The organism is Nonomuraea sp. SYSU D8015 (assembly GCF_008065375.1).
Lineage (GTDB): Bacteria > Actinomycetota > Actinomycetes > Streptosporangiales > Streptosporangiaceae > Nonomuraea.
Genome location: NZ_VJYI01000014.1, coordinates 47,065 through 71,943 on the forward strand (window position 1 = coordinate 47,065; position 24,879 = coordinate 71,943).

Annotated in this window: 24 protein-coding genes and 1 pseudogene; 14 read left to right on the top strand and 11 right to left on the bottom strand. The window is 68.8% G+C overall.

All coding sequences use genetic code 11. The features are described 5' to 3' along the window. Positions 1-46: 46 nt before the first annotated feature. Positions 47-1,516, bottom strand: coding sequence for an aldehyde dehydrogenase (NADP(+)) (locus ID574_RS40860; protein ID WP_188194400.1), 1,470 nt, complete (start codon positions 1,514-1,516; stop codon positions 47-49). A gap of 103 nt (positions 1,517-1,619) precedes the next feature. Here ID574_RS40860 and ID574_RS40865 point away from each other — a divergent pair, with 103 nt between their 5' ends. Beyond that, a complete protein-coding gene (locus ID574_RS40865; RefSeq protein WP_188194401.1) occupies positions 1,620-2,876 on the top strand; it encodes a glucarate dehydratase family protein in 1,257 nt (418 codons plus the stop codon). Between the two features lie 84 nt (positions 2,877-2,960). After that, positions 2,961-4,124, top strand: coding sequence for a hypothetical protein (locus tag ID574_RS40870; protein ID WP_188194402.1), 1,164 nt, complete (start codon positions 2,961-2,963; stop codon positions 4,122-4,124). Positions 4,125-4,283: 159 nt separating this feature from the next. Here ID574_RS40870 and ID574_RS40875 read toward each other — a convergent pair whose 3' ends face one another. Genes ID574_RS40875 through ID574_RS61975 form a run of 3 tightly spaced genes read right to left on the bottom strand, consistent with a single transcriptional unit; the run spans position 4,284 to position 6,640 of the window. Further along, entirely contained in the window at positions 4,284-4,781 is a 498-nt protein-coding gene (locus ID574_RS40875) for a DUF402 domain-containing protein (protein ID WP_188194403.1), read from the bottom strand. A gap of 36 nt (positions 4,782-4,817) precedes the next feature. Further along, entirely contained in the window at positions 4,818-5,459 is a 642-nt protein-coding gene (locus ID574_RS40880) for a response regulator (protein ID WP_188194404.1), read from the bottom strand. Further along, a complete protein-coding gene (locus tag ID574_RS61975; RefSeq protein WP_188194405.1) occupies positions 5,456-6,640 on the bottom strand; it encodes a sensor histidine kinase in 1,185 nt (394 codons plus the stop codon). The genes ID574_RS40880 and ID574_RS61975 overlap by 4 nt, the downstream gene beginning before the upstream one ends. A 113-nt stretch (positions 6,641-6,753) precedes the next feature. Here ID574_RS61975 and ID574_RS40890 point away from each other — a divergent pair. Continuing rightward, positions 6,754-7,407, top strand: a pseudogene (locus tag ID574_RS40890) (ABC transporter ATP-binding protein); the annotation flags it as partial. 62 nt (positions 7,408-7,469) lie between these two features. Further along, positions 7,470-8,249 carry an ABC transporter permease gene (locus tag ID574_RS40895; protein WP_188194406.1) on the top strand — a complete coding sequence of 260 codons (780 nt, stop codon included), beginning with the start codon at positions 7,470-7,472 and terminating at the stop codon, positions 8,247-8,249. Between the two features lie 295 nt (positions 8,250-8,544). Here ID574_RS40895 and ID574_RS40900 read toward each other — a convergent pair whose 3' ends face one another. From ID574_RS40900 to ID574_RS40910, 3 genes are all read right to left on the bottom strand, one after another. After that, complete coding sequence (locus ID574_RS40900) at positions 8,545-10,230, bottom strand: ribonuclease J (RefSeq protein ID WP_188194407.1); 1,686 nt, start codon at positions 10,228-10,230, stop codon at positions 8,545-8,547. Between the two features lie 54 nt (positions 10,231-10,284). Next, entirely contained in the window at positions 10,285-11,202 is a 918-nt protein-coding gene (gene dapA / locus ID574_RS40905; protein WP_188194408.1) for a 4-hydroxy-tetrahydrodipicolinate synthase, read from the bottom strand. A 214-nt stretch (positions 11,203-11,416) separates the two neighbouring features. After that, positions 11,417-11,860: a GNAT family N-acetyltransferase gene (locus ID574_RS40910; protein WP_188194409.1), complete on the bottom strand. Its 444-nt coding sequence runs from the start codon at positions 11,858-11,860 to the stop codon at positions 11,417-11,419. Between the two features lie 351 nt (positions 11,861-12,211). Between ID574_RS40910 and ID574_RS40915 the strand changes: the two genes are divergently transcribed. Further along, positions 12,212-12,925 (top strand): GntR family transcriptional regulator, encoded by a 714-nt coding sequence (locus tag ID574_RS40915; RefSeq protein ID WP_188194410.1) that lies wholly within the window; start codon positions 12,212-12,214, stop codon positions 12,923-12,925. Between the two features lie 458 nt (positions 12,926-13,383). Further along, positions 13,384-14,040, top strand: a complete 657-nt coding sequence (locus tag ID574_RS40920; RefSeq protein WP_188194411.1) for a JAB domain-containing protein — start codon at positions 13,384-13,386, stop codon at positions 14,038-14,040. A gap of 822 nt (positions 14,041-14,862) precedes the next feature. On the opposite strand, the gene ID574_RS40925 is transcribed toward ID574_RS40920, so the two are convergent. Beyond that, positions 14,863-15,186, bottom strand: a complete 324-nt coding sequence (locus ID574_RS40925; RefSeq protein WP_188194412.1) for a hypothetical protein — start codon at positions 15,184-15,186, stop codon at positions 14,863-14,865. A 110-nt stretch (positions 15,187-15,296) separates the two neighbouring features. On the opposite strand from ID574_RS40925, the gene ID574_RS40930 reads away from it, so the two are divergent. Next, on the top strand, positions 15,297-15,773 hold the full coding sequence (locus ID574_RS40930) for a GntR family transcriptional regulator (RefSeq protein ID WP_223167597.1): 477 nt from the start codon (positions 15,297-15,299) through the stop codon (positions 15,771-15,773). Positions 15,774-15,814: 41 nt separating this feature from the next. Next, positions 15,815-16,294 carry a GntR family transcriptional regulator gene (locus ID574_RS40935; protein ID WP_188194413.1) on the top strand — a complete coding sequence of 160 codons (480 nt, stop codon included), beginning with the start codon at positions 15,815-15,817 and terminating at the stop codon, positions 16,292-16,294. 322 nt (positions 16,295-16,616) lie between these two features. Here the strand turns inward: ID574_RS40935 and ID574_RS40940 are convergent, their stop codons facing one another. The 3 genes from ID574_RS40940 to ID574_RS61980 form a co-directional block, all read right to left on the bottom strand. Further along, a complete protein-coding gene (locus ID574_RS40940; RefSeq protein WP_223167598.1) occupies positions 16,617-17,021 on the bottom strand; it encodes an ASCH domain-containing protein in 405 nt (134 codons plus the stop codon). A 23-nt stretch (positions 17,022-17,044) separates the two neighbouring features. Next, the gene (locus ID574_RS40945) at positions 17,045-18,067 is read right to left on the bottom strand and encodes a hypothetical protein (protein ID WP_188194415.1); all 1,023 of its coding nucleotides are present in this window, start codon (positions 18,065-18,067) and stop codon (positions 17,045-17,047) included. Positions 18,068-18,182: 115 nt separating this feature from the next. Further along, positions 18,183-19,124 (bottom strand): DMT family transporter, encoded by a 942-nt coding sequence (locus tag ID574_RS61980; RefSeq protein WP_188194416.1) that lies wholly within the window; start codon positions 19,122-19,124, stop codon positions 18,183-18,185. Here ID574_RS61980 and ID574_RS40955 point away from each other — a divergent pair. The 6 genes from ID574_RS40955 to ID574_RS40980 all read left to right on the top strand — a co-directional run bounded on the left by ID574_RS40955 (position 19,123) and on the right by ID574_RS40980 (position 24,866). Then, complete coding sequence (locus tag ID574_RS40955) at positions 19,123-20,535, top strand: aminotransferase-like domain-containing protein (protein WP_188194417.1); 1,413 nt, start codon at positions 19,123-19,125, stop codon at positions 20,533-20,535. The two genes, ID574_RS61980 and ID574_RS40955, sit on opposite strands and share 2 nt — an antisense overlap. A gap of 69 nt (positions 20,536-20,604) precedes the next feature. Then, positions 20,605-21,120: a CGNR zinc finger domain-containing protein gene (locus tag ID574_RS40960; protein ID WP_188194418.1), complete on the top strand. Its 516-nt coding sequence runs from the start codon at positions 20,605-20,607 to the stop codon at positions 21,118-21,120. Positions 21,121-21,164: 44 nt separating this feature from the next. Next, positions 21,165-21,773: a GNAT family N-acetyltransferase gene (locus ID574_RS40965; protein ID WP_188194419.1), complete on the top strand. Its 609-nt coding sequence runs from the start codon at positions 21,165-21,167 to the stop codon at positions 21,771-21,773. Next, positions 21,773-22,648 (top strand): 1,4-dihydroxy-2-naphthoate polyprenyltransferase, encoded by an 876-nt coding sequence (locus ID574_RS40970; protein ID WP_188194420.1) that lies wholly within the window; start codon positions 21,773-21,775, stop codon positions 22,646-22,648. Before ID574_RS40965 ends, ID574_RS40970 begins: the two co-directional genes overlap by 1 nt. Before the next feature lie 86 nt (positions 22,649-22,734). Beyond that, positions 22,735-23,451 (top strand): GAF and ANTAR domain-containing protein, encoded by a 717-nt coding sequence (locus ID574_RS40975; RefSeq protein ID WP_188194421.1) that lies wholly within the window; start codon positions 22,735-22,737, stop codon positions 23,449-23,451. Between the two features lie 182 nt (positions 23,452-23,633). Then, positions 23,634-24,866 (top strand): FxsB family cyclophane-forming radical SAM/SPASM peptide maturase, encoded by a 1,233-nt coding sequence (locus ID574_RS40980; RefSeq protein ID WP_223167599.1) that lies wholly within the window; start codon positions 23,634-23,636, stop codon positions 24,864-24,866. Positions 24,867-24,879: the final 13 nt, after the last annotated feature.

Consider the following 24,879-nt stretch of genomic DNA (forward strand, 5'->3'; position numbering starts at 1 on the left):
TCCCGACCCCCCGGACCATCACCGGCGGCGGCGCAACACCTTCGGCTCACTTCACGTAGGTTCCGTCGACCCGGCGCGGAATGGAGAGCGGGTTGTCGTCCTTGAGCTCGTCCGGCAGCAGGGCCTCCGGCCAGTCCTGGTACGCGGTCGGCGCCAGCCACCGGTCGATGGCCGTGGCCCCGACCGAGGTGGCCGTCGTGGTGGCCGCGGGCCAGGGCCCGCCGTGCTGCATGGCCCAGCACACGGCCACGCCGGTCGGCCAGCCGTTCCAGATGAGCCGCCCGGCCTTCTTGCCGAGCACCTCGACGATGTCACCGGCCTCGTCGGTGTCGGCGCCGTGGACGGTGGCCGTGAGTGAGCCGTCGAGCCGCTCGAGCACGGGACGCAGATCGGAAATTTCGCGATATGTCACCACGATCGACGCGGGCCCGAAGCACTCCTCGCCGATGTGCGGCAGCTTCTCCGCGAACGTCTCCAGATCCGTGGTGAACACCTTCGGCGTGACCGCCCAGGCGCCCTCGCCCGGCTTGCCCTCCGCGAGCAGCTGCAGCTCGCTGAGCCGCCCGACGCCGCCGAGGTATCCGTCCCTGATCCGCTCGGCCAGCATGGGCCCGCCGCTGGTCCCCTCGACGGCCGCCACGATGGCCTTGCGCAGCTCGTCACCCTCGGGCACGAACACGAGGCCGGGATTCGTACAGAACTGCCCGACCCCGAGCGTCAGCGACGCGGCGAACCCGGTGGCCACGCTGTCCGCCTGCGCGGAGGGCAGCACGACCACGGGGTTGACGCTGCCCAGCTCGCCGAAGAACGGGATCGGCACCTCCCGCTCGTCGATCAGCTTCTGGATCGCCTTGCCCCCGGCCACGGACCCGGTGAACCCGGCCGCGACCACCGTGGGGTGCTTCACCAGGTCGATGCCCGCCTGCATGCCCTGGACCAGACCCAGCAGGTCAGGGTACGGCAGAGCTTCCCGCACGATCTTGGCCACCCGCTCGGAGGTGTTCGGATGACCGGGATGCGCCTTGACGACCACCGGGCAGCCTGCGGCCAGGGCGGAGGCGGTGTCGCCCCCGGCCACCGAGAACGCGAACGGGAAGTTGCTCGCCGCGAACACGGCGACCACGCCCTGCAACGGATGCTTCATGCGCCGCACGTCGGGCCGCGGCGGGGTGAGGGAGGGGTCGGCGTGATCGATGATGGCCTCCAGGTAGCCACCGTCCCTGATCACCTGGGCGAAGAGCCTGAACTGCCCGGCCGTGCGGGCCACCTCGCCGCGCAGACGCACCTCGCCGAGCGCGGTCTCCTGGTCGGCGATCTGCCACAGCTCGTCCACGTGTGCGGCGAGGGCGTCGGCCACCGCCTCGAGGGCCAGCGCCCGCTCGGCCGCCGGAGTGGACCGCCAGGCCGTGCCGGCCGCAGCGGCGGCGGAAACGATCAAGTCGACCCCGGCGCTGTCGGTCTCTGGCAGGGCGGCGCCCACGGTCTCGCCGGTCCTGGGGTCGTGTCCGTAGATCATCGAATGGCCCTTCGGAGTCTTGACACTTCTTCAGCCTGATTCTTACAGTTTTGGCAACTTGTCCACAAATCTGGCTATTGTTCACATATATGGACGGGGTAACATGATCATCAGGGAGATTCGCATAACGCCCGTCGCCTTCCAGGATCCACCCCTCCTGAACGCCGCCGGAGTTCACGAGCCATGGGCCCTCCGGACCATTGTCGAGGTCGTCACGGACGAGGGCCTGTCCGGGTTGGGCGAGACGTACGGCGACCTCGGTCACCTCGGCAAGGTGCGCGAGTGCGCGCAGGCCCTGATCGGGCTCGACGTGCACGCCATGAACACGATGTACGCCCGGATCAACGCGATCGTCGGCGACGCCGTGAGCGACCTGCACGGCCTGACCGGCGTCGCCACCAAGGAGAAGAGCGTCGACCGGGTCTTCGCCGCCTTCGAGGTGGCCTGCCTGGACATCCGCGGCAAGGCGGCCGGCGTGCCGGTCGTCGACCTCCTCGGCGGCCGGGCCAGGGACGCCGTCGACTACAGCGCGTACCTCTTCTACAAGTGGGCCGGCCACCCCGGTGAGGAGCCGGACCGGTTCGGCGCGGCGCTGGACGAGGCGGGCATCGTCGAGCAGGCCGCGCTCCTGATCAAGGAGTACGGCTTCAAGTCGATCAAGCTCAAGGGCGGCGTGTTCCCGCCCGACCAGGAGATCGCCGCCATCAAGGCGCTGCACGAGGCGTTCCCCGGGGTGCCGCTGCGCCTTGACCCGAACGCCGCCTGGAGCGTCGAGACCTCGATCCGCGTGGGACGTGAACTGGAGGGCACGCTCCAGTACTTGGAGGACCCCACTCCGGAAATTTCCGGAATGTCGGAGGTGGCGGCCGCCGTCCCCATGCCGCTCGCCACCAACATGTGCGTGGTCACCCCCGAGCACCTCCCGCCCGCCATCGCCTCCCGCGCGATCGGCGTGCTCCTCCTGGACCACCACTACTGGGGCGGTCTCGTCCGCTCCGCGCACATCGCCACCCTCTGCACCACGTTCGGGCTGTCGCTGTCCATGCACTCCAACTCCCACCTCGGCATCAGCCTGGCCGCGATGACCCACCTGGCCGCCGCCACCCCGAACCTCACCTTCGCCTGCGACACCCACACGCCCTGGCAGGACGGCCAGGACGTGGTCGTGCCCGGCAGCCTCCGCTTCGTCGACGGCGCCGTGCCGGTGCCCTCCGGCCCGGGCCTCGGCGTCGAGCTCGACCGGGACGCGCTGGCCCGGATGCACGAGCAGTACGAGAGGTGCGGGATCGTGGCGCGGGACGACACGACGTACATGCAGCGCTTCCAGCCGGGCTTCACGGCGGCGAGGCCGCGCTGGTGACCGCACCCCCGGTCCCGAGATCGTTCCGATGACCATCACCCCCGCCCATTCCGCCCTCTCCACCACCACCAGGAGCCCGCTGCCATGAATGTCGCCTACGTCTACCCCTGGGACGTGGTCGGTGACCCTTCCGCCCCCGAGCGCCTGGCCGGTCTCGGCGTGGACGCGGTCGCGCTGGCGGCGAGCTACCACTCCACGCGCGCCGCCACCCCGTACCATCCGTCGCATCGCGTCCTCGACGTCCCCTTTCCGGCCTTCTACCTGCCCATACGCCCGGCCGCCTGGGGCCGCCTGGTGCCCGCCTCACCGACCTGGACCCCCGCCGACGCCTACCTCCAGGCCAGAGACGCGTTGAAGGCCGTCGGCCTGCCGGTCCACGCCTGGACCGTCCTGACCCACAACTCCCACCTGGGCGCCGCACACCCTGACCTCGCCGTACGTAACGCGTTCGGCGACCCGTACCCGTACGCGCTGTGCCCGGCCCAGGAGGACGTCATCGAATACTGCGAGCGCATGGTCCAGGAGATCCTCACCGTCGGGCAGCCCGACGGCCTGATCCTGGAGGCCTGTGGCCCGATGGGCTTCGGCCACCAGAGCGTCCACGAGAAGACCTCCGGCGCGGACTGGACCACCGCCGACACCGACCTCCTGTCCCTGTGTTTCTGCACCCGCTGCGCCCCCCGCTACCCCGAACCCGCCAGGGCCCGGGTCCGCGCCACCATAGACCGCTCGCTGCCCGCACACCGGCCCGGCACAGCCGGTGCCGACCCCACGAACACGACACCTGCCACTGTCGAGGACGCCCTCGGCCCCTTTGCCGACGAGGTGCGCGTGATCCGCGTCGGCCTGTCCACCGCCCTACGCGAACACCTGATCGCCGTCGCCCGGCAAACCGCTCCCGACGTCCCCATCACCCTGCACGCCAATCCCGACCCATGGGCAGCCGGCGCCTTCGCCGCCCTCCCCTCGGGCGAACCGGGCGCGGACGTGCTGGTGGCCAGTTGCTGGGGCGACCCTTCCACGGACGCCGCCCGCCTGGCCCGCCTGGCGGAGCTGTCGACCCAGAGCCAGCGCGTAGGCGCCTACGTCCTGGCCCTTCCGCCCCGCCCGGCCGACGCCACCGTCCTGGCCGATCACCTCAGGACGTACGCCAAGGCAGGAGCGGCCGAGTTCCACCTCTACCACGCGGGTCTCGCCTCCCCTGAACGCCTGACCGCCCTCACGGAGGCCCTTCGCCAAGTCTCATGAGACCCGCCGCGGGCCCCATCCCTACCCGACACCATCGACCCCCTAGCCCCGGTCCCAACAGCAAGCGCTTCCGACCTCACCCAACAGGAAGCGATCTCCTCGCTCCCGCCCATGAGGAAGCCGCCCAGCGCCTGGCCATCGGCGATCCCCCACAAGCCCTCAGATCACCATGGCCAGCCACTCCAGATGCGCACCTCCGAATGGCCCTTTCCGCTCTCCCACCGCGTCCACCAGCCACCGCGCCGCGCTTTCCGCCTGCGCGACCACCTCAGCCGGATATCCCAGCACCACCTGATGCTCGGTGAACTCGTCCTCGTCATCGACGAAGATCCGCCCATCCGGCATCCGAACGACGTCAAGATCGAGATCCACCATCGTCACCTCACCGTCCCTCCACTCCGGAACGGTGGTGACATCCACGTAGATCTCGCTCCAGTGGGGCTGTGAATGGAAAGAGGCAGTCCACCACGCATCGCGGGGAAACAACATGATCGTGCTCGCTTCCCAAGGGACCGGCGGCCCATTTCCTTTGCGCGCCACCGTCCCGCGCGGCACCCCCGCCCAGACCCCGTGCTCGTCTTCCCCAAGAACTCGACCGGGATGATTCCAGTGCAACGCCCCGCCGTACTTTCGATAAACGATCCGCACGTCACTCACGAAGGCAACCTCTCCACGCCAAGCGCTCCCCAAGCCTCAACCCGCGGCAGAAACGAGCCCGCTCTCGTAGGCGGCAATGACAAGCTGCGCCCGATCCCGGGCCTCCAACTTGGCCAGCAACCGGGTGATGTGCGTCTTCACCGTCGCCAAGGTCACCTGGAGATGATCGGCGATCTCCCGGTTGGACAACCCGCGCGCGATCAACATCAGTACCTCCCGCTCCCGCTCGGTCACCCCGTCCAGCCCCTTGACCTGTGGCACGGCCGGAGTCCGCGTGAACTGCTCGATCAGCCTCCGCGTCACCGTAGGCGCCAGCAACGCCTCCCCGGCCGCGACCACCCGGATGGCGGCCAGCAAATCGGCAGGCGGCGTGTCCTTGAGCAAAAACCCACTCGCCCCGGCCCGCAACGCGTCGTACACATACGCATCAAGATCGAACATCGTCACAACGAGCACCCGGGTAACGTCTTTGATCCTCCGAGTAGCTTCGATCCCATCCATCTCCGGCATGCGCACATCCATGAGCACCACATCAGGCCGGTGCTCCATCGCGACGGAAACAGCCTCCACCCCCGTGGCGGCCTCACCCACCACACTCAAATCGGGCTCGGAGTCCACCAGCACCCGGAAGCTCCCCCTGAGCAAGGCCTGATCATCGGCGACGACCACCCGGATCACGAACCCTCCCCGTACGGCAACCGCGCGAAGACCCGAAACCCCCGCCCAGGAAGCCTCCCGGCCTCGAACGTCCCCCCGTACATCATCACCCGCTCCCGCATCCCGATCAGTCCATGTCCGGCCCCTTCCACAGGTGGCAGCGCACGTCTGCCAGGCCCGTCGTCGACCACCTCGATCCGCACGGCCCTCCCATCTTCATCGGCGACGACGGACACGCTGCAACGAGCGGGGGCGGCATGCTTGACGACATTGGTCAGCGCCTCCTGCACAATCCGATAAACCGCCAACTCCACCCCCTCAGGCAACCGCACGCCATCCCCGCCAAGGCGCCCGATCCGGAAATCGCAGTGCACCTCCACCCCCGCCGACCGGGCCTGCCGCACCAAGCCCTCCAGTCCCGCCAGCCCGGGTGCCGGACCACGTTCGGGTGGCTCGGCGGACCTCAGCACACCGAGCAGATGCCGCATTTCAACCAGCGCGCCCCGGCTGGCGGTCTCGATCACGCGGAGAGCATCCTGCGCCTCCTCTGGCTTGGTGGCCATCACGTGATTCGCCACCCCTGCCTTGACCGCGATCAGCCCGACGCTATGCGTGACGACGTCATGCAGTTCCCGGGCAATGCGTAACCGCTCCTCCATCACCGCCTGCGCCGCCATCCGCTCGGCATCACGCGCCGCATACCGCCTCCGCTCAGACACCGCCCGCCCGATCGTCCAGGCACTGCCCAGCGCGGCGATCCCCATGAGCGGCTCATCGAGGTGCAGGATCCAGCCAGGAGCGTTTTGCCGCGGCGTGCCCGCCACAGCCAGCCCGGCAATGGTGACCACGCTCAGCAGCCCGATCGCCGAAACCGGCAGGAGGCTGCCCGCCCTCCCCGTCATGGCCACCACATAGAGCGCATAGGCAGGCGCGAACCACGGAAACCCGACGGCCCCGATCACCACAGCGAAGATCGCCAACACCAGCGTGAACAAGAAGACGGGCACCGGCCACAGTCGCCGCAGCGCCAGCGGCAGCCCCAACCCGCACGGCAGCGTGATCTTCACCCAAGGCGGAAGCGCCGTCGCACCGGCCGCCGATGTGAAGAACACGAATGCAAGGACGAACCCCGCCGCCAGATCGAGCAGGATCAGCTGCCCGCGGCTCAGCCGCCTTGCGAAGAGGGGATTCGTCTCGTCCACGCGTTGAACCGTAGCCGCTACCGCCACCTCGCCACGTCAGCCCACGGTCTGACCTTGAATTTCGAACCTGGGTCCGACGCGTGACCGATCCTCCGCACCGCATCCTGTACGCCGTGATCGAACTCCGACGGCTCACCAAACGTTACGGCGACACGCTGGCCCTGGACGGCCTCTCCTTCGCAGTCGAGCCTGGCCACGTCACCGGCTTCCTCGGCCCCAACGGCGCGGGCAAATCCACCGCCATGCGCCTGATCCTCGGCCTCGACGCTCCCACGTCCGGTCAGGCCCTGGTCAACGGCCGCCGCTACGCATTGCTCAGCAAGCCGATGCGCGAGGTCGGCGCACTGCTCGACGCCGGCGCCGTCCACCCCGGCCGCAGCGCCTACAACCAGCTGCTCGCCCTGGCCCGCAGCAACGACATCACCCCCACGCGCGTGGCCGAGGTGCTGGAGCAGGTCGGCCTGGCGGGCGTGGCACGCAAGCGCGTGGGCGGCTTCTCGCTGGGCATGAAGCAACGGCTGGGCATTGCGGCCGCGCTGCTCGGCGACCCCGGTGTGCTGATATTCGACGAGCCCGTCAACGGCTTGGATCCCGACGGGGTGCGCTGGATCCGTGACCTGATGCGTTCCCTGGCCGCCGAAGGCAGGACGATCCTCCTCTCCAGCCACCTGATGAGCGAGATGGCCCTCACGGCCGACCGCATCGTCATCATCGGCCGCGGCAAGCTGATCGCCGCAACCACCATTGCCGGGCTGACCGCGCGCTACCCCTCACTCGAGGACGCGTACATGTCCTTGACCGCCGGCAGCGTCACGAACGGAGCCGCTCGATGAAGGCGATCCTCTCCTCCGAATGGCTGAAGCTCCGCTCTCTCCGCTCGACATACCTTCTCCTCGGCCTCAGCCTCGGCGCCGTCCTTATCGGTCTCGGTCTCGCCCTGATGGCCGCCGACATGTACGACAGCGCGCCTCCGGAGAGGAGACCGAGTGCCCGGATCGCCGACCTGGAGGAGGTCCTGGTGATCCTGCCCCAGCTGTGCATGGGCATTCTGGGAGCCCTCACCATGACGTCCGAATACGCAACAGGCTTGATCAGAACGAGCCTTACCGTCGTCCCCCGGCGCTGGCCCGTGCTCGCCGCCAAGGCCGCGGTGGTCGGCTTGCTGGGGCTCGTCGTCGGCCCGGCGACGGTGTTCGGGACGTACGCCGCCTCGCGGTGGGTGCTCGGCGACCGGTTCTCCGGCGCGTACGCCACTGCACTTCTGGAAAAACTCCCCATTCTGACCGCCATCAGCCTCACGGTTCCAGCGTTCGCGCTGCTCGGCCTGGGCTTGGGCGCCCTCTTCCGCTCCACGGCCGGCGCGATCGCTCTCCTTGCGGGGCTCGTCTACGTCATTCCCATGATTATCGGCAACGTTCCGGAGCCCTGGAGCGAGCGCCTTGGATCAATCATGATCGGTGCCCTTCCCCACCAGATCACCGGCGACGGCAACGCCAGCTCGGTGTACGGCTCACTCCTCCCACCAGCCGCGGCCGCCGCTGTCCTGGTGGCCTACGCCGCGCTTCCGCTGCTGGGCGCCACTTGGCTGCTTCGCCGGAGAGATGCCTGACATGAGTTCTTTGCCCCGACAGCCGGACGTCTGCCCGCTGCCTTCCAGAGACACCCGCCCGCACCCGGCACAGCCGAACGTCTCCCCGCTGCCTTCCAGAGGCCGAGTCCACCCGGGCCCGGCGCAGCCGGACGTCCGCCACACGGCACAGGCGCCACACGGGCGGCGCCCGGCACAGCTGGACGTCCGCCACACGGGACACGCACCACACGGAACAGGCACCACACGGGCGGGCCCCCTCGGTACGGCAGACGAAAGCGCCTGCCGTACCACCATCACCAGGAAGCGAGGAGGGTCAGACCTCCAGCACCACAGGAATGATCATGGGCCGGCGGCGGTAGGTGTCGCTCACCCAACGCCCGACCGTACGCCGGACCACCCGGCGAATCTCCTGCACGTCCAATACGCCGTCCGCGGCCTTGTCCTGGAGGGCCCGCTCGATCTGCGGGATGAACTGCTCGAACTGCGCGGGGTCGATGCCGGACCCCCGCGCATGGATCTCGGGGCCGGCCGTGAGCTTGCCCGTGTTGGAGTCGACCACGACCACGACCGAGATGAACCCCTCGTCACCGAGGATCCTGCGGTCTTTCAGCGAGGTGTCCGTGATCTCGCCGACAGACGTCCCGTCCACGTAAACGTACCCTGCGTGCACCGCGCCGACGATCTTCGCCCTACCGTCGACCAGGTCGACCACGACGCCGTCCTCGGCGATCACGATGTGGTCCTGGGGCACGCCGGTGAGAGCCGCGAGCTTGGCGTGGGCGCGCAGGTGCCGCCACTCGCCGTGCACGGGCATGAAGTTCGACGGACGGGTCAGGTTCAGGACGTAGAGGAGCTCGCCCGCGGCCGCGTGGCCGGAGACGTGCACCTTGGCGTTGCCCTTGTGCACCACGCGGGCGCCCCACCTGGTCAGCCCGTTGATCACCTTGTTGACCGCGGACTCGTTGCCGGGCACCAGCGACGAGGCCAGCAGCACGGTGTCGCCCTGCGCGATGCGGATGGGATGGTCGCGGTTGGCCATCCTGGACAGCGCCGCCATAGGCTCGCCCTGGGAGCCGGTGCAGATCAGCACCACGTCCTGCGGCGGCCACTCCTCGATGGCGCGGGAGTCGACGATCAACTCCGGCGGCACCTTGAGATATCCCAGGTCGCGGGCCACGCCCATGTTGCGCACCATCGAGCGGCCGACCAGCGCGACCTTGCGGCCGTGCTTGGCGGCGGCGTCCATCACCTGCTGGATGCGGTGCACGTGCGAGGCGAAGCTGGCGACGATGACCCGCTGTTCGGACGTGCGGATCACCTCGTCGATGACCGGCCCGATCTCCCGCTCGCTGGTGACGAATCCCGGCACCTCGGCGTTGGTGGAGTCGGACATCAGCAGGTCGACGCCCTCGGTGCCGAGCCTGGCGAAGCCGCCGAGGTCGGTGAGCCGGCCGTCGCTCGGCAGTTGGTCCATGCGGAAGTCACCGGTGTGCAGGACGATGCCCGCGGGCGTCCTGATCGCGACGGCGAGCGCGTCGGGGATCGAGTGGTTGACCGCGAGGAACTCGCAGTCGAAGGGCCCGAAGGCGTGTCGTTCGCCCTCGACGACCTGGACTTTCGTCGGCTGGATACGATGCTCGGTCAGCTTGGCCTCGATGAAGGCCAGCGTGAGCTTGGACCCGATGAGCGGAATGTCGCGCCGCTCGCGCAGCAGATACGGCACCGCCCCGATGTGGTCTTCGTGGGCGTGCGTCAGCACCAGGGCCTCGACGTCGTCGAGGCGGTCCCTGATGTAGTCGAAGTCGGGCAGGATGAGGTCGACGCCCGGCTGGTCGGGCTCGGGGAACAACACCCCGCAGTCGACGATCAGCAGCCGGCCGTCGTATTCGAAGACGGCCATGTTCCGGCCGATCTCTCCCAGTCCGCCGAGCGCGACGATGCGCAGGCCGCCATCGGGCAGCGGCGGAGGAGGGCCAAGCTCAGGATGCGGATGGCTCATGCCTGGCCCCCACGGTCAAATCGTGTGCTCAAAACTCCCGGTTCCTCCCCGTTCCTATACGTCTGTCAACTTCACCCCGCCGGCTACCAGGCAAGCACGCAGCTCGGCGTTTTCCTGCTCCGTGGCGTCCACGAGCGGCAGCCGTACCGGACCCACCGGCACGCCGACCATGCTCAGCGCCGCCTTTGCCATGATCGCGCCACCGGCGCGCAGCATGATCCCGTCCACGACCGGGGCCACCTGGCCGTGGATGGCCAGGGCCTGGGCGATGTCGCCGCTCTTGTGCAGCCGGATCATGCGCGCCAGCTCGGCGCCCACCACGTGCCCGACGACGCTGACGAACCCGGCCGCGCCGAGCGACAGCCAGGCGAGGTTGAGCAGGTCGTCGCCGGAGTAGAAGGCGAGATCCGTCGCCGCCATCACCTGGCTGCCGGCGAACAGGTCGCCCTTGGCGTCCTTCACGGCCACGATACGCTCATGCTGCGCGAGCCGGATAAGGGTCTCGGTCTTGATCGGAACGCCACTGCGCCCCGGAATGTCATAGAGCATCACGGGAAGGTCGGTCGCGTCGGCGACGGCGGTGAAGTGCCGATACAACCCCTCCTGCGGGGGCTTGTTGTAGTACGGCGTCACGACCAGCAGCCCGTGCGCTCCGGCACGCGCCGCCTGCTTCGCGAGCTCGACGCTGTGGCGGGTGTCGTTGGTGCCCGCCCCCGCCACCACGGTCGCGCGATCGCCGACCGCGTCGAGGACGGCGCTGACGATGCGCTGCTTCTCCTCGTCGGAGGTGGTGGGCGACTCACCGGTCGTCCCGTTGACGATCAGGCCGTCGTTCCGCTGCTCGTCGACCAGATAGGCGGCGAGCCGGCGCACAGCCACGTAGTCGACCTCACCGTCGGCGGTGAACGGGGTGACCATCGCGGTCAGCATGCGGCCGAAGGGTGCATCCGTGGTTCCAGTTGGCGATGCCATAGTGCGAACGCTACCTGGATTCAGAAATCCATTGGACGCCGCCACCCCGCTTCGCCTGCCTGGAGGCACCCTTTGCCCCCGTTCGCCGGGCGTCCTGAGAGCCGCCGGCCCCTACCGACGCCGCTCAAACCGCGCCCCCTGAAAACGCTTCCACCTCCCCGAGACCTGGCACCAGACCCATCACCAGAATCCAACGCTGCCCAGGGATGCCCGATCACGCCAGTTCGATCTGATACCTGATGAATCCCCGATTCTCGGCCACCGCGTCGTACAGGCGCCGGGCCGTGCTGTTCGACTCGTGCGTGTTCCAATACACGCGCGAGCAGCCGCGCTCCCGCGCCCACCCCGCCACGGCCTCGATCAACGCCCGCCCCACACCTTTCCCGCGCACGTCCGGCGCGGTGAACAGGTCCTGGAGGTAGCAGACCTCCGTGTCCGGCGCCGACGTGCTGCCGTGGGTGAGGAAATGCGTGATCCCCACCAGCCTCCCGTCCAGCCTCGCCCCGAAGGCATGCAGCCGGGTGCCCGCCTGGAACTCCTCCCACGCCCGGTCGTACATCTCGTCCGGCTCGCTCCGCTCGTAGAAGTCGATGTACGCGCGGAACAGCCCTTCCCACGCCTCCCGATCCGGCGGAAGAAGCTTGCCGATACTGATCACCAGGTCTCCTCGAAGCACGCAATGCGCAGGCCTCCTTGTGGGGCCGGACGCCACAACCTAGGAGAAGACGACCTTCCGAGGCACGGCCACTTCCCAGCGATACGGGATGACCACTTGCTCACCGCACGCTCGGCCGGACATTGGAAGAGGTCGCCGATATGTGCTCGGGGGTACACACATCGACGACCTCTACCGGAGAATCGGCACTCCTTACATCTGCGTTACAGGGTTTCCCCGATAATTTTCCGCCATCGCAAAGTTGGGGCTCCAGCATCCATCGATGACAGTCGGTTACCTGTCGAATACGGCAACATGGGGCAACGCCTCACACGAACCCCGAGGGATGGACTAGTGGCCACCTCAGATCCGGTCTACCTGCGTGTCGTCGAAGACATCCGGCGACAGATCACCGACGGCAGCCTTCCCCCAGGCGCGCCTATTCCCTCTCGGGCGCAGCTGACCCGCAAGTATCAGGTCGGCGAGACCGCTGCCCGGCACGCCCTACGCGTGCTGGCCGCCGAAGGCCTCATCATCGGCCGCGTGGGCTCGGGCCATTACGTCAGGGAACGCCCCGACCTGACCCCCCTCCACCGATGGCGATATCTCGACCACCCCGCCCCTTTCGCGGCCGACCTGCAGGCCCAGGGCCGGCGCGTGACCTGGGACTGGCACAGCGAGCCGACCGAGGCGGACCCCGACATCTCCAGACGCCTGCGCGTGAAGGAATCGACCCCGCTCACGAAGACCTTCTACGTCTACCGCGGCGACGGCAGACCGCTCCAGCTCGCCACCTCGTACGAGCCGATGGAGCTCGCCACGCACACAGAGGAGCGACGGAGCCTGGTGGCGAGGATGTACGCGCACGGCATAAAGATCACCGAGATCGTCGAGAGCGTACACACCCGTGTCCCCCGCCCCGCCGAGAGCGACGCCCTCGACCTCGCGGCCGGCGTCCACGTTCTGCACGTCGAACGTACGCACTGGGCCGGCGACCGCCCCGTGGAGACGAGCGACATCGTCATCCCGGGCGACCGCTTCCGCGTCACGTACAGCATGCCCGTCTGACAAGGCGAAGGCAGCATGCCCGTCTAAGAGGGGAAGGCTCCGGGCGACCCGCCTCCCGCCCGGAGCCACTTGACGCACCGACCACCTCGCACGTCCGCAGCAGGACACCACCCGCCGGCGCGCCCCCTACCGCCCTGCCCTCGCGGATGCCTCAGCCCTCAACGAGCTCGGCTCACCTGCCACCCCAGCGACACACCTCTGCGCGGCAGGCCCATGGCAGCCGGCCACATGTCCGCCTCGAAACCACGCCCTCGTCCACCCCGCGTAACGCCACGGCAGGCAAGCGCAAGACGTGACGACGCCCTCGGCAGACGCGCATCGCCACCTGCACAACCGACCGCTTACGACCTGTCCGACAAGTCAAAGGCCGCACCTCCGAAAGCCACCACGCAATTCCGGCAAAAGCCCAGGTCAGAGATTGTCGGTGCCCGTTGATACAACGGTCGCGGAGGTTGCCGATGGCACTGAAAGACCTGTCAAAGCACGACCGCCCCCGCGAACGCCTCATGTCCAGAGGCGCAAGCGCTCTCGCAGACCGTGAGCTGCTGGCCGTGCTGCTCGGCTCGGGATTCCGCGGTTCGAGCGCCCTGGACCTGGCCGCCCAGGTGATCGAGCACTGCGGAGATCTCGAAGGGCTCGGCCGTTCCGACCCTCATCGGCTGCTCACTGTGCGTGGCGTCGGCCCGGCCAAGGCCGCGAGGGTGGCTGCGGCCTTCCACCTCGCCCGCCGAGCAGAGGCATGGCCCGAACGCGAACGCATCACCAGCACGGCAGAGCTGGCCGATCATTGCGCTCCGCTGCTGCGCGGCCATACCCAGGAGCGCCTCGTCATGGTCGTGTGCGACACCGGCGGCCGCGTGCTGAAACGCTCGGTCGTGACCGAGGGCGGCGCCGACCACACGGCAATGCCGGTCCGGGAGGTGATCACGCAGGTGCTCACCGCGGGCGGGGCGATGTTCGGCCTGGCCCACAACCACCCGAGCGGCTCCCTCGACCCGAGCGGCGCCGACCTGGAGGCCACGGCCCACCTCCTCGATGCCGCCGAAACGGTCGGATTGCGACTCCTCGACCACCTGATCATCACGGATACGGCGTGGCGGCGAATCCCCACGTAAACCCATTCCACCCACCCACCGAACGTCAAACGGAATGATCCCATGTATAGCGCCGAACGCCGGTTTTCCAAGCGACGACCATGAGAATCTAATGGCGCGGGTAGGCCGATACGGACGTCAGCCGGCCTTTACTCGTCGTGGTGTGGTCCCGCGCCTCCTGATGGGCACGGGGCCACGTCCACGGTTCCGCGCCGATCCCAGGCGGAGCGTTGTCGGTCGCGTCGACGGTCCCAATGACCGAGGCGCCCCGCCGGGGGTTGCGCGAAAGGCGCGCAAAACGCGTGAGGAACAGCGGCTTCACGTGTTTTGGCAGGGGTGCCCGTGCTCGACGCATCGCCAGTCATTGCCCGAGCCCGGGCGCTCCCCGCCGCACCTCACCTCAACTGAGTCCTCCTCGCCCGCGCAGCCGAGCACAGCGTCCGCCTCCAGGAAGCGCAGGAGCAGACCACGCCCTACGAAGGCGCCATATCTCTCTGAACCTGACGCTCGTCGACTTGTCCAGCCCTTGCACGAATTATGACGAATATCGGCATAAGCGACAATCCAGCGCCCAATGACGTCACTTATAAGGACTTCACGGCGAGCTCAGAGATACCCGACAAAAGACCAGGCCATCAATCACATTTTCCGCACCAACCCCGCCCACAGGTCATACCAGTCCTGGCGGCCATCGCCGATCATGCGACTCGAAGCGTTCCAAGCGATGGCCGTTCTCATTCTCAGTGAAGTGCCCTGTCGAACCCTCGGCGCGACCCGAGTCTCACCCTTCGCGCGCCTCGACTCGGAGCTCACCGCGACCACCGAATTGGGCAATGGAGTCCTTCATGCCGGGGAGTGCTTGACCGGATCCATTCCCTCCAGAAGGCCCTCCCACAAAGGAATCACCAGGGCGCGCCTGATTCTCGCCGACTCGTGGATCAGAACCCGTCCGCCAGTTCGGCGGGTCCTGCGAATGAAGAACAGGCCGCCCGCCTGGCACAGCTCGTAGAACGTCGGCTGGCAGTCGCTCGTGTAGGCCACGACACGTATGCGTTCGCCCGACGATCGCACGGGGTCCCATCTCAGCAGCGTGTGGTTGGGCTGCGGGTCCGGCACGTGGACGCTCGAAGTGTCGCCATCGCCGGGCAGTCGGAGAGGTTCGGCCATGGTGCGACTATACGTCTGCTTGTCTCCTCTCGTCTATCTGGAAAGAAGCCTCTGTCTATATGGACAGAGGGATATGTTGCGTCTTGTACGTCTTGGCCTATGTTGCCTATGTGCTCGACTACGACGGGGACACCCACATCTACATCCAGATCGCCGACATCCTCCGGCGCCGGGTCTCTGGACTCTCGTCCGGACACCCCGTGCCCAGCGAGGCGGACATCCAGCAGGAGTTCGGAGTCGCCCGGACGACTGCCAGGCGGGCGATTCACGTGCTGCGCGAGGAAGGGCTGGTCTACACCGTTCAGGGCGAAGGGGCTTTTGTCGGCACACCCGAAGAAGCCCCGCGCAAGAAGCGAAAGGTGCCGCTTTACCAGCAAATCGCGACAGACATCGCCGAGCAGATCAAGGCTGGAGAGTTCCTTCCGCGACGGCCTATCCCGGGCGAGTCAGCGCTGGTGGAGCAGTACGGCGTCGCTCGCGAAACGGTGCGGCGGGCCATGGCGCTCCTCCGAGAGCAGGGCTGGATCTACACCGTTGCACAGCGCGGCAGTTACGTCTCACCCAAGGAGTCGTGGCCCCAGGCTTGACTTCACTCAACTGCTTGTATCGAGACGCCTACAATATGAGCATGCTCGACCGTGAAGGCCCCGTCCCGCTCTACGTGCAAGTCGCCGAGATCATCCAGGAGCAGATCGTCAGCGGCGAGTTGAGGCCAGGCGAGGCCGTGCCGAGCGAGGCGGTCATGGAGGCCGAGTTCGCCATCGCCCGCACCACCGCGCGCAACGTCGCACGGGAGCTCCGCAGGCGTGGGCTGGTCCACACCATCCAAGGAGAGGGCACGTTCGTCGGCCCGCTGGGTGTGCCGCTCGTGAAGGAGTCGAGGGCCATCTACCTGATCATCGCCAAGGACGTCATCGCCAGGATCAGGCGCGGGGAGCTCCGGCCCAACCGGGCGATTCCGAGCGAGAAGGCGCTGATGCGGCGCCACGGGGTCGCCAAGGTGACCGCGCGTAAGGCCGTTGAGCATCTACGCGAACGTGGGTGGGTGTTCACTGTGCCGTACCGCGGCACCTACGTGTCCGCGCCGGAGAAATGGCCGACTTCATGAGATTCCCCGGGGATTCACCGATCCGTCCCGTCGGCCTGCCGGGGTAGGCGTCGCTCGATCCTGTCTCTCACCTGCCGACGTTGGGCCGTGTGGAGTCGGGGGTCCATCCCCTCGGCCCTGAACACGGCGTCCGTGAAGGCGTCCACACTCGTGGGAGGCGCCTCCCGCAGCCGCAGTCGCTCGCTAGGTGGCAGACAGAACCCGAGATCGGCACACAGGTCGTCCAAGAGCCGCTGAACGCTGTCATGCTCCTCCACGACCAGAGTGTGCCCCAAGGCGCCGGCCCTGCGAAGGTCCGTGGTCACAGCGCTAGGAAACCGCCTCACGACGTCTCTTCTCCTGAGCCGGCGACGACGCGGAACCACAGACACACGACCGTTGAGGAGTCGTCGATCTCGTGGCCGTGGCCGGCCCAGTAGCGGCGGTGGGCCTCTCGCCAGTGCTCGATCGACTCGAAGCCCTCGCCCTCGGCCTGGGCGAACTCCCACGTGACCGCCGCGAACGGTGTCAGTTCGACCCTCGTGATCTCTACTTCCGTCGCCCGCGCGCCCGTGTCGTCCACGACCACCAGATGTTCGCCGACGTGTTCCACCTCCTCCCCCTCACCCTCGTAGTCGAGAGTGAGGAGGCCGGCGGTGGCGGTCTTGTCGCCGGCCAGGACCAGGTTGGTCAGGCGCGTACGGAGGTCGCCGGGCGTGCCGAATTCGAGGACTCTGAGTCCGTCCATGCGGGGCCACATGGCAGCCAAGCTTAGAAGACCGGGATGATCTCCTCGGGGTCGATGATGTCGACCTGGACGCCTTCCAGGTCGAGCTCGGGGATGGCGGGGAAGGCGATGCCCCAGCGTTCGACGATGGCGCGGATCCGGGCCATGGCCACGCGCCAGTTCTCGGCCTGTTCGTCGTACGACAGCACGCCCAGGCCGGCCTCCCTGGCGTGGTCCATGAGGACGCGGTGGTTGGGGAGGAAATAGGGCGGCAGCTCCCAGAAGCCCTCGGGGGGCTCCCAGAGGATCATGCTGAGGAAGACGAAGCCGGCTCTGAGCTGGCGGGTGATGAGGCTGCGGGTCTCGTCCGTGAGGCCCGGCCATTCGTTCTCCAGGATCGTCATGCAGATCTGGAGATGGCGGGACTCGTCACGGCCGATGCGCTGGAACATCTCGCTGAAGACCGGGTGCCGGGTGCCCGACGCCATGCCTCTGAACAGCGTCGAGGCCGCCATCTCGCCCATCATGAAGCTGGTGAAGAGCACCGGCAGCGAGTATTTGCCCACGGCCGCGGTGTAGCCGTTCCAGTAGCGGCCGCCGTTGTGGTAGAGCCAGCCGATGTTGTTGTGGGCGGCCTTTTCCAGGTCGTCCGACGGGGTCCAGTTGAGCGGGCCGCCGGGCCAGAGCTTGGCGATGGTCCGTTGGCAGCACTCCTCGTGGTTCATCTCGTCCCGGGTGATGGAGAAGAAGCACTTCCTGACCGGGTCCTCTTCGTGCTTCTCGAAGGCCTGGATGGTGGCGCGCGCGAAGACCGCCGGTCCTGAGGCGTCGAAGTTGGCCAGGACGGCGAACCAGTACATGATCCCGAGGCGCTGCTCCCGGGTGAAGTCCTCCGGGTTCAGGCCGTCCCAGGGCAGGTCGGCCGGGTTCCAGACCACGCGTTTGGACTTCTCGTAGATGGCGGCGAGTTTCTCCGTCTCGACCCGCCATTCCATGGGATAGATGTTGGGCTGCGGGATTTCCGGTGCGGGCCAGAAACCGCCCTCTGGGATCGTGAGGTCCGCCATTGTTGTGACACCTCCTCCCCCAATCCTGCGGGGAGGCGTCATGGCTTTCAAGTACGGGCGCGCCACGACTCCCGGCGCAGGATGCAATGCGGGGCACGTACGGGCGCGCCGCGGGTCACGTGCGGGCGCGCTGGGTGACGGCCACGCAGACCAGCACGGCCACGGCCGCGACCACCGTGATCAGGCCGAATCGCTCGCCCATGAGGAACCAGGCCCAGACGAGCGTCAGGAGGGGCTGCGTGAGCTGGGTCTGGCCGGCGCGGGCGATCCCGCCCTGGGCGAGGCCCGCGTACCAGGGGAAGAAGCCCAGGAACATCGAGACCGCCGAGACGTAGGCGAAGCCTGCGACGGCGTGAGGGGTGATCGCGATCGGGGTCAGGAAAGCCAGGGCGACGGCTACGGGAGCCGTCAGGGGGAGGGAGAGGACGAGGGCGTGGGAGATCACCTGCCAGCCCGGCACCTGGCGAGCCAGGCGGCCGCCTTCCGTGTAACCGACCGCGGCCGAGAGCAGGGCGGCGACGAGCAGCAGGTCGGGCCAGGCCGCCTGGCCCTGGTGCTGGGTGAGGGTGAAGGCGGTGATGGCGGCGGCGCCGGCCAGGCAGGCCACCCAGAAGAGCGGGCGGGGGCGTTCGCCGGCCCGGAGGACGGCGCAGACGGCCGTGGCGGCGGGGAGGAGGGCCGTGACCACGGCGGCGTGGGCGGTGCTCGATCCCAGCGCCAGGGCCAGTCCGCTGAAAAGGGGGAAGCCGAAGACCACGCCGAGGGAGATGAGGGCGTAGGACCGCCAGAGGTGCCGCGGCGGGAGGAGCGGACGGCCTGCGACCTTGAGGCAGGCCAACGCGAGCAGCGCGGCGATGGCGGCCCGGCCGATCGCCACCAGCCAGGGATCGAACCCCTCCATGGCGTGGACGGTGCCGGGGAAGGAGCCGGAGAAGGCCAGGACGCCGAGGAAGGCCAGGGCGGTGCCGCGACGGCGCACGCGCTCGCGCTCGCGCTCGGGGTCGTCGGCCGGGACCGCTACTCGATCGAGGGCAGTAGCGCTATTCTCAACTTTCATGAACAACGATAGCAGTATCGCCCAGATCGCCGCGATACTGCGCGAAGAGGCCACCCGGCTGGGCCCGGGGGCCCGGCTCCCGTCCAGCCGGGAGATCATGCGCAGGCACAGCGTCAGCCCCGTCACCGTGTCGCGGGCCCTCGGCCAGCTGGCCGCGGAGGGCAGGGTCGTCACGAGGCCGGGGAGCGGCACCTTCGTCGCCGAACAGCACCAAATCACGACAAAGGGGGAAACCGCCGACCTGTCCTGGCAGACGGTCGCCCTCGGTGACCGGGTGGTGGACGACGGTCCGGTCGCGGCGCTGCTCACGCCGATCCCCGAGGGTACGGTGCCGCTGACCGGCGGCTATCTCCACCCCGGGCTGCGGCCGGACAAGCAGCTGGCGGCCGCGGCGGCCCGGGCGGTGCGGCGGCCGGACGCCTGGGCGGCGCCGCCTCTGACGGGCCTCCTGGAGCTGCGGAGGTGGTTCGCGGCCCAGGCGGGCGGCGACGTGACCGCGGCCGACGCGCTGATCGTCAGCGGCGGCCAGGCGGCGCTCACGCACGCCTTCCGCGCCCTGGCGGCCCCCGGCACGCCGGTGCTGGTCGAGACGCCCACCTACCCCGGCGCGCTGGCGGCGGCGAAGGCGGCCGGGCTGCGCGCGACCGCCGTTCCCATGGACAGGGACGGCGTACGCCCGGAGCTGCTGGCCGAGGCGTTCGCCGTGACCGGCGCGCGGGTCTTCCTCTGCCAGCCCACGCTGCACAACCCGACCGGCGCCACCCTGCCCGTGGCGCGCAGGGAGCAGGTGCTGCAGGTGGCCAGGGCGGCGGGGGCGTTCGTGATCGAGGACGACTACGCCCGCTACCTGACCGAGCACGCCCCGCCCTCACTGGCGTCAATGGACCAGCACGGGACCGTGGTCCACGTGGGCTCGCTGACGAAGATCCTCTCGCCGAGCATGCGGGTGGCGGCCGTGATCGCCCGCGGGCCCGCCGCGCACCGGCTGCGGGCCGCCCAGCTCGTGGAGTCGTTCTTCGTGGCGCGGCCGCTGCAGGAGACGGCGCTGGAGTTCGTCGGGTCGCCGGTCTGGCGGCGGCATCTGACGGCCGTGCACGCCGAGATCAGGACCCGGCGCGACGCGCTCGTGGCCGCGCTCGCCGCGCGCATGCCGGAGGCGGAGCTCCACCTGCTGCCGATCGGCGGGATGCATCTGTGGCTGCGTCTGCCCGCCGACGTCGACGAGAACGACCTCGTGGAGGCGGCCAGGCGCAACGGCACGCTGGTGAGCCCCGGTCGGATGTACTACCCGTCCGAGCCGCCCGGCCCGCGGATCAGGGTCACGCACATCGCCGCCACCCATCTGCCGGAGCTGAACGAGGGCGTGCGGCGGCTCGCCCAGGCGCTGACGGACAGCCGCCGCGGTACGTGATCACAACGCCACAGCCCCTGACGGACAGCCGCGGCCGCACGTGATCACAATGCCAGTAGAGTGACCGGCATGTCGTTCCCCGCGGAGCTCATCCGAGACTTCGTGAACACCTACGACGTCGAGTCCGACACCGACGAGCTGGCCTCCCCCGCCGAGCTGGCCCTCTGGCTGCGCGAACGCGGCCTCGCCGGCCTGCGCGACCGCGCTACCGACGACGACCTCCTCATCGCCCACGCCCTCCGCGAGGGCCTCAGAGCGGCGCTCAGACGCGAGCCGGCCGCCCTGCCCGCCCTCCCCCTCCGCGTCAGGACTGGGCACGACGGGAGGCCCGAGCTGACGCCCGTAGATCACGGCGTGGCAGGGGGTCTGGCCAGGATCGCGGCCGCCGCCCTGGGCGCGGGATGGGATCGGCTCAAGGTGTGCGCGGAGGGAACGTGTCAGTGGGCGTTCATCGACTCGTCGAAGAACCGTTCTCGCTCGTGGTGTTCTATGCGGATATGCGGCAATCGCACCAAGACACGCGCTTACCGGGCGAGGAAGCGGGGTTCGCGTCATCCCCAAGGGTCAAACACCGATACGGTGTAACTCGTGCCTTGTGGCACGAACGGCAGGCGAAGGAGCGGGCCGAGATGGCAGACGTAGGCGTCCGGGCGGCCCGGCGCGAGGATGTTCTCCAGGTTGCGAATTGTCAGATCCGCGCCTGGCGCTACGGCTATCGGGAGTTCCTCCCCGAAGGGCCCCTTGAGCAGATGACCGGCCCGGCGGCGGAGAAGATGTGGCTGCGCCAGTGGGACGAGGCGATCGTCGCCCCGCCCACTCCCATGCATCGGGTGCTGGTGGCGGTGGAGACCATCCTCGACACCGAGGGCTTCCCGGCCCTGGGCGCGGGCGGCAGCGCCGCCCTGGTCACCCCTCGCGGCGGCGAGCGCGTGGTGGGCCTGGCCTCGCACGCCCCCGCCGAGGATCCCGACCTCGACCCCAGTGTGGTGGCCGAGATGCTGACGCTCCTGGTCGACCCCGACTTCGTCCGCCGCGGCCACGGCAGCCGCCTGCTCAACGCGACGGTCGACTACCTTCGCGACGACGGTTTCCGGCAGATCGTGACCTGGGTCTTCGCCGACAACCACGCGGTGCTCGGCTTCCTGGAGTCCGCCGGGTGGGGCGAGGACATGGCCGAACGCGTCCTCGACATGGGCCGCCCGATCCGGATGGTCAGGCTCACCACGGACATCAGCTGATGGCGACGCTCGACCAGTGGATCGCCGGCGCCCGCCCGCGCACGCTCCCCAACGCGGTCGTGCCCGTCATGGTGGGGACCGGCGTGGCGATCGGCGAGGGCGGCTTCGTGTGGTGGCGGGCGATCCTGGCGCTGTTCGTGGCGCTCTCGCTGCAGATCGGCGTCAACTACGCCAACGACTACAGCGACGGCATCCGGGGCACCGACGACCAGCGGGTCGGCCCGATGCGGCTGGTGGGCTCGCGGGCGGCCACGCCGCGGCAGGTGCTGGCCGCCGCCCTGGGGTCTTTCGCGCTGGCGGCGGTGCTGGGACTGGTGCTGGTGCTGGTCACGCGGGCGTGGTGGGTGCTGCTCGTGGGTGCGGCGGCGATCGCGGCCGCGTGGTTCTACACCGGCGGCAAGCACCCGTACGGCTACCGCGGTCTCGGCGAGGTGGCCGTGTTCGTGTTCTTCGGCGTCGTCCCCGTGGTCGGGACGGCGTACGTGCAGACCGAATCCCTGAGCTGGGCGGCCTTCTTGGCCTCGATCCCGGTGGGGCTGTTGTCGTGCTCCATGCTCGTCGTGAACAACCTGCGGGACGTGGGCACCGACGGCCAGTCCGGCAAGCGCACGCTGGCGGTCGTGCTGGGGGCCGAGCGCACCCGCACCCTCTACGTGGTGTGCCAGGTGGTGCCGTTCGTGGTGGCGCTGGCGATGGTGCCGATCACGCCATGGGCCGCGCTGGTGCTGCTCGCCGCGCCGCTGGCGGTCACCCCGATCAGGACCGTGCTCGGCAAGGCCGTCGGGCCGGCGCTGATCGCGGTGCTGCAGCAGACGGGCAAGCTGCAGATGGCGTACGGGCTGCTGTTCGCGGTGGGTCTGGCCATCGTCTTCTGACACCGCCCCATACAGCTCGTGAAGAGCTAGTCTGAAAGGAGGAGGCGGGAGAAGCGGTCCGGACAACCAAGCGCAAGGGGTCTTGATTGAACCGGCCAAGCGCGCCCACGGACATCGAGGAGTTCGAGCGCGCCCTCGGCGAGTGCGTCGCCATCGCCAGCCGGGCGATGCCCGACTCCCCGATGGTCAGCATCGCCTTGTGCGCCGAACACGGCCTGCGCACCGTCGCGTGCTCACACGAGCGGGCCGGCCTGCTCGACGAGCTGCAGTCGGCCATCGGGCAGGGGCCCTGCATCGACGCGCTCGGCACCGGGCAGCCGGTGACGGCCACCGACCTGGGCGCCGACTCCCGCTGGCGCCGGTTCGCCGCCGAGTCCGGCCTGCTCAGCCTGCATTCCGAGCCGCTGAAGTCCGACGGCAGGCTGCTCGGCGTGCTCACCCTCTATTCGGGCCGGGGCGGGGCCTTCAGTGAGGAGACGCGGGTCGCCGTGCGCGTGACCGCCGACCACATCGGCCTGCTGTTCCGTACGGCGCTCGACGCGGCCCACATGCGGCAGGTGGCGGCGCAGCTCAAGGAGGCGCTCACCACGCGGGCGATCATCGACCAGGCCCTCGGCATCGTCATGGCCCAGCGCCGCTGCACCTCGCACCAGGCGGTCGAGGTGCTGCGCCAGGTCTCCCAGGACAGGAACGTCAAGCTGCACCAGGTCGCGGCCACGATCGTGGAGAAGGTGACGGGCGAGCCGCCGAAGGAGGCCCGCTTCGAGGATCCGCCGCCACAGGAGGGCAGCCACCCCCGCTAATACCACTGGTTCCCAAAATCCACGACTTTTGCCGACATTTCGAAGAATTTCATTATTACCCAGGGAAATCTCGCCCTTATCGTCATAAATCTTGACTCGTCGGGGTATTCGTGAGAGATAGGGACAGGGTGCAGCGCCCGGCCAGCGTAACAATGGGGCGCACGACGCTTAAGAGGTAGCCGTTGTTCGGAAGCCCGGAATCGGAGCCCTTACGCACCAAGGGGTTCCCGGAATTCCTCGACGTCGACGCGTTGCTGGCAGGAGGCTGGGAGCCGCTGCCCTTCCAGCAGTTCATCCTGAAGGTCCACAGCCGCTGCGACCTCGCCTGCCGCTACTGCTACGTCTACGAGATGGCGGACCAGAGCTGGCGCGAGCAGCCGCGCAGGATGTCCGACGCCATCGCCGACCGCGCGGTCGAGCGCATCGCGGAACACGCCTCCCGCCACGACCTGGCGGAGATCGACGTCATCCTGCACGGCGGCGAGCCGCTGCTGGCCGGGCCCGAGCTCATCTCCCGGGTGGTACGCGGGGTTCGCGGCGCGGTGGACACCGGCACGAGGGTCAACGTCAACGTCCAGACCAACGGCGTCCGGCTCACCGAGGCGTACCTGCGGTTGTTCGAGTCCCTGGAGATCCGCGTCGGCGTGAGCCTGGACGGGGACGCCGCAGGCCAGGACCGGCACCGCCGTTTCGCCGACGGGCGTGGCAGCCATGCCCTGGTGAGCGAATCGCTGCGACGGCTGACGGCGGGGCCCTACCACCACCTGTTCAGCGGCATCCTGTGCACGATCGACGTGCGCAACGATCCCGTGCGCACGTACGAGGCGCTGCTGGAGTACGACCCGCCCGCGGTCAGCTTCCTGCTGCCTCACGGCAACTGGGCGGACCCGCCTCCGTTCCGCGAACCCGGCTCGAGCGCGACGCCGTACGCCGACTGGCTGATCCAGATCTTCGACGTCTGGTACGACAGCCCTGTCCTGCAGACCGAGATCCGCATGTTCAGGGAGATCATGCGGTTGCTGATGGGCGGCCCTTCCCGCACGGAGACCGTCGGCCTGTCTCCGGTGCGCATGGTCGTCATCGAGACCGACGGGAAGATCGAGCAGGCGGACAGCCTCAAGAGCGCCTATCACGGCGCCCCGGAGACCCGGCTGCACGTGCTCAGCGACGATCTGGACCGGGCGCTGCTGCATCCGGCGATCGTCGCGCGGCAGATCGGGGAGCTCGCTCTCTCCCCCCTCTGCCGCAGCTGCGACATCATGTCCACCTGCGGTGGCGGCCTCTACGCGCATCGCTACAGCCCGTCCGCCGGCTTCGCCGAACCGTCGGTCTACTGCGCCGACCTGTACCGGTTGATCACCTACATACGAGACCGGTGCGCTCAGGACGTGGCGCGGCTGCGAGGGGCGGGCTGACGTCCGCCCCCAC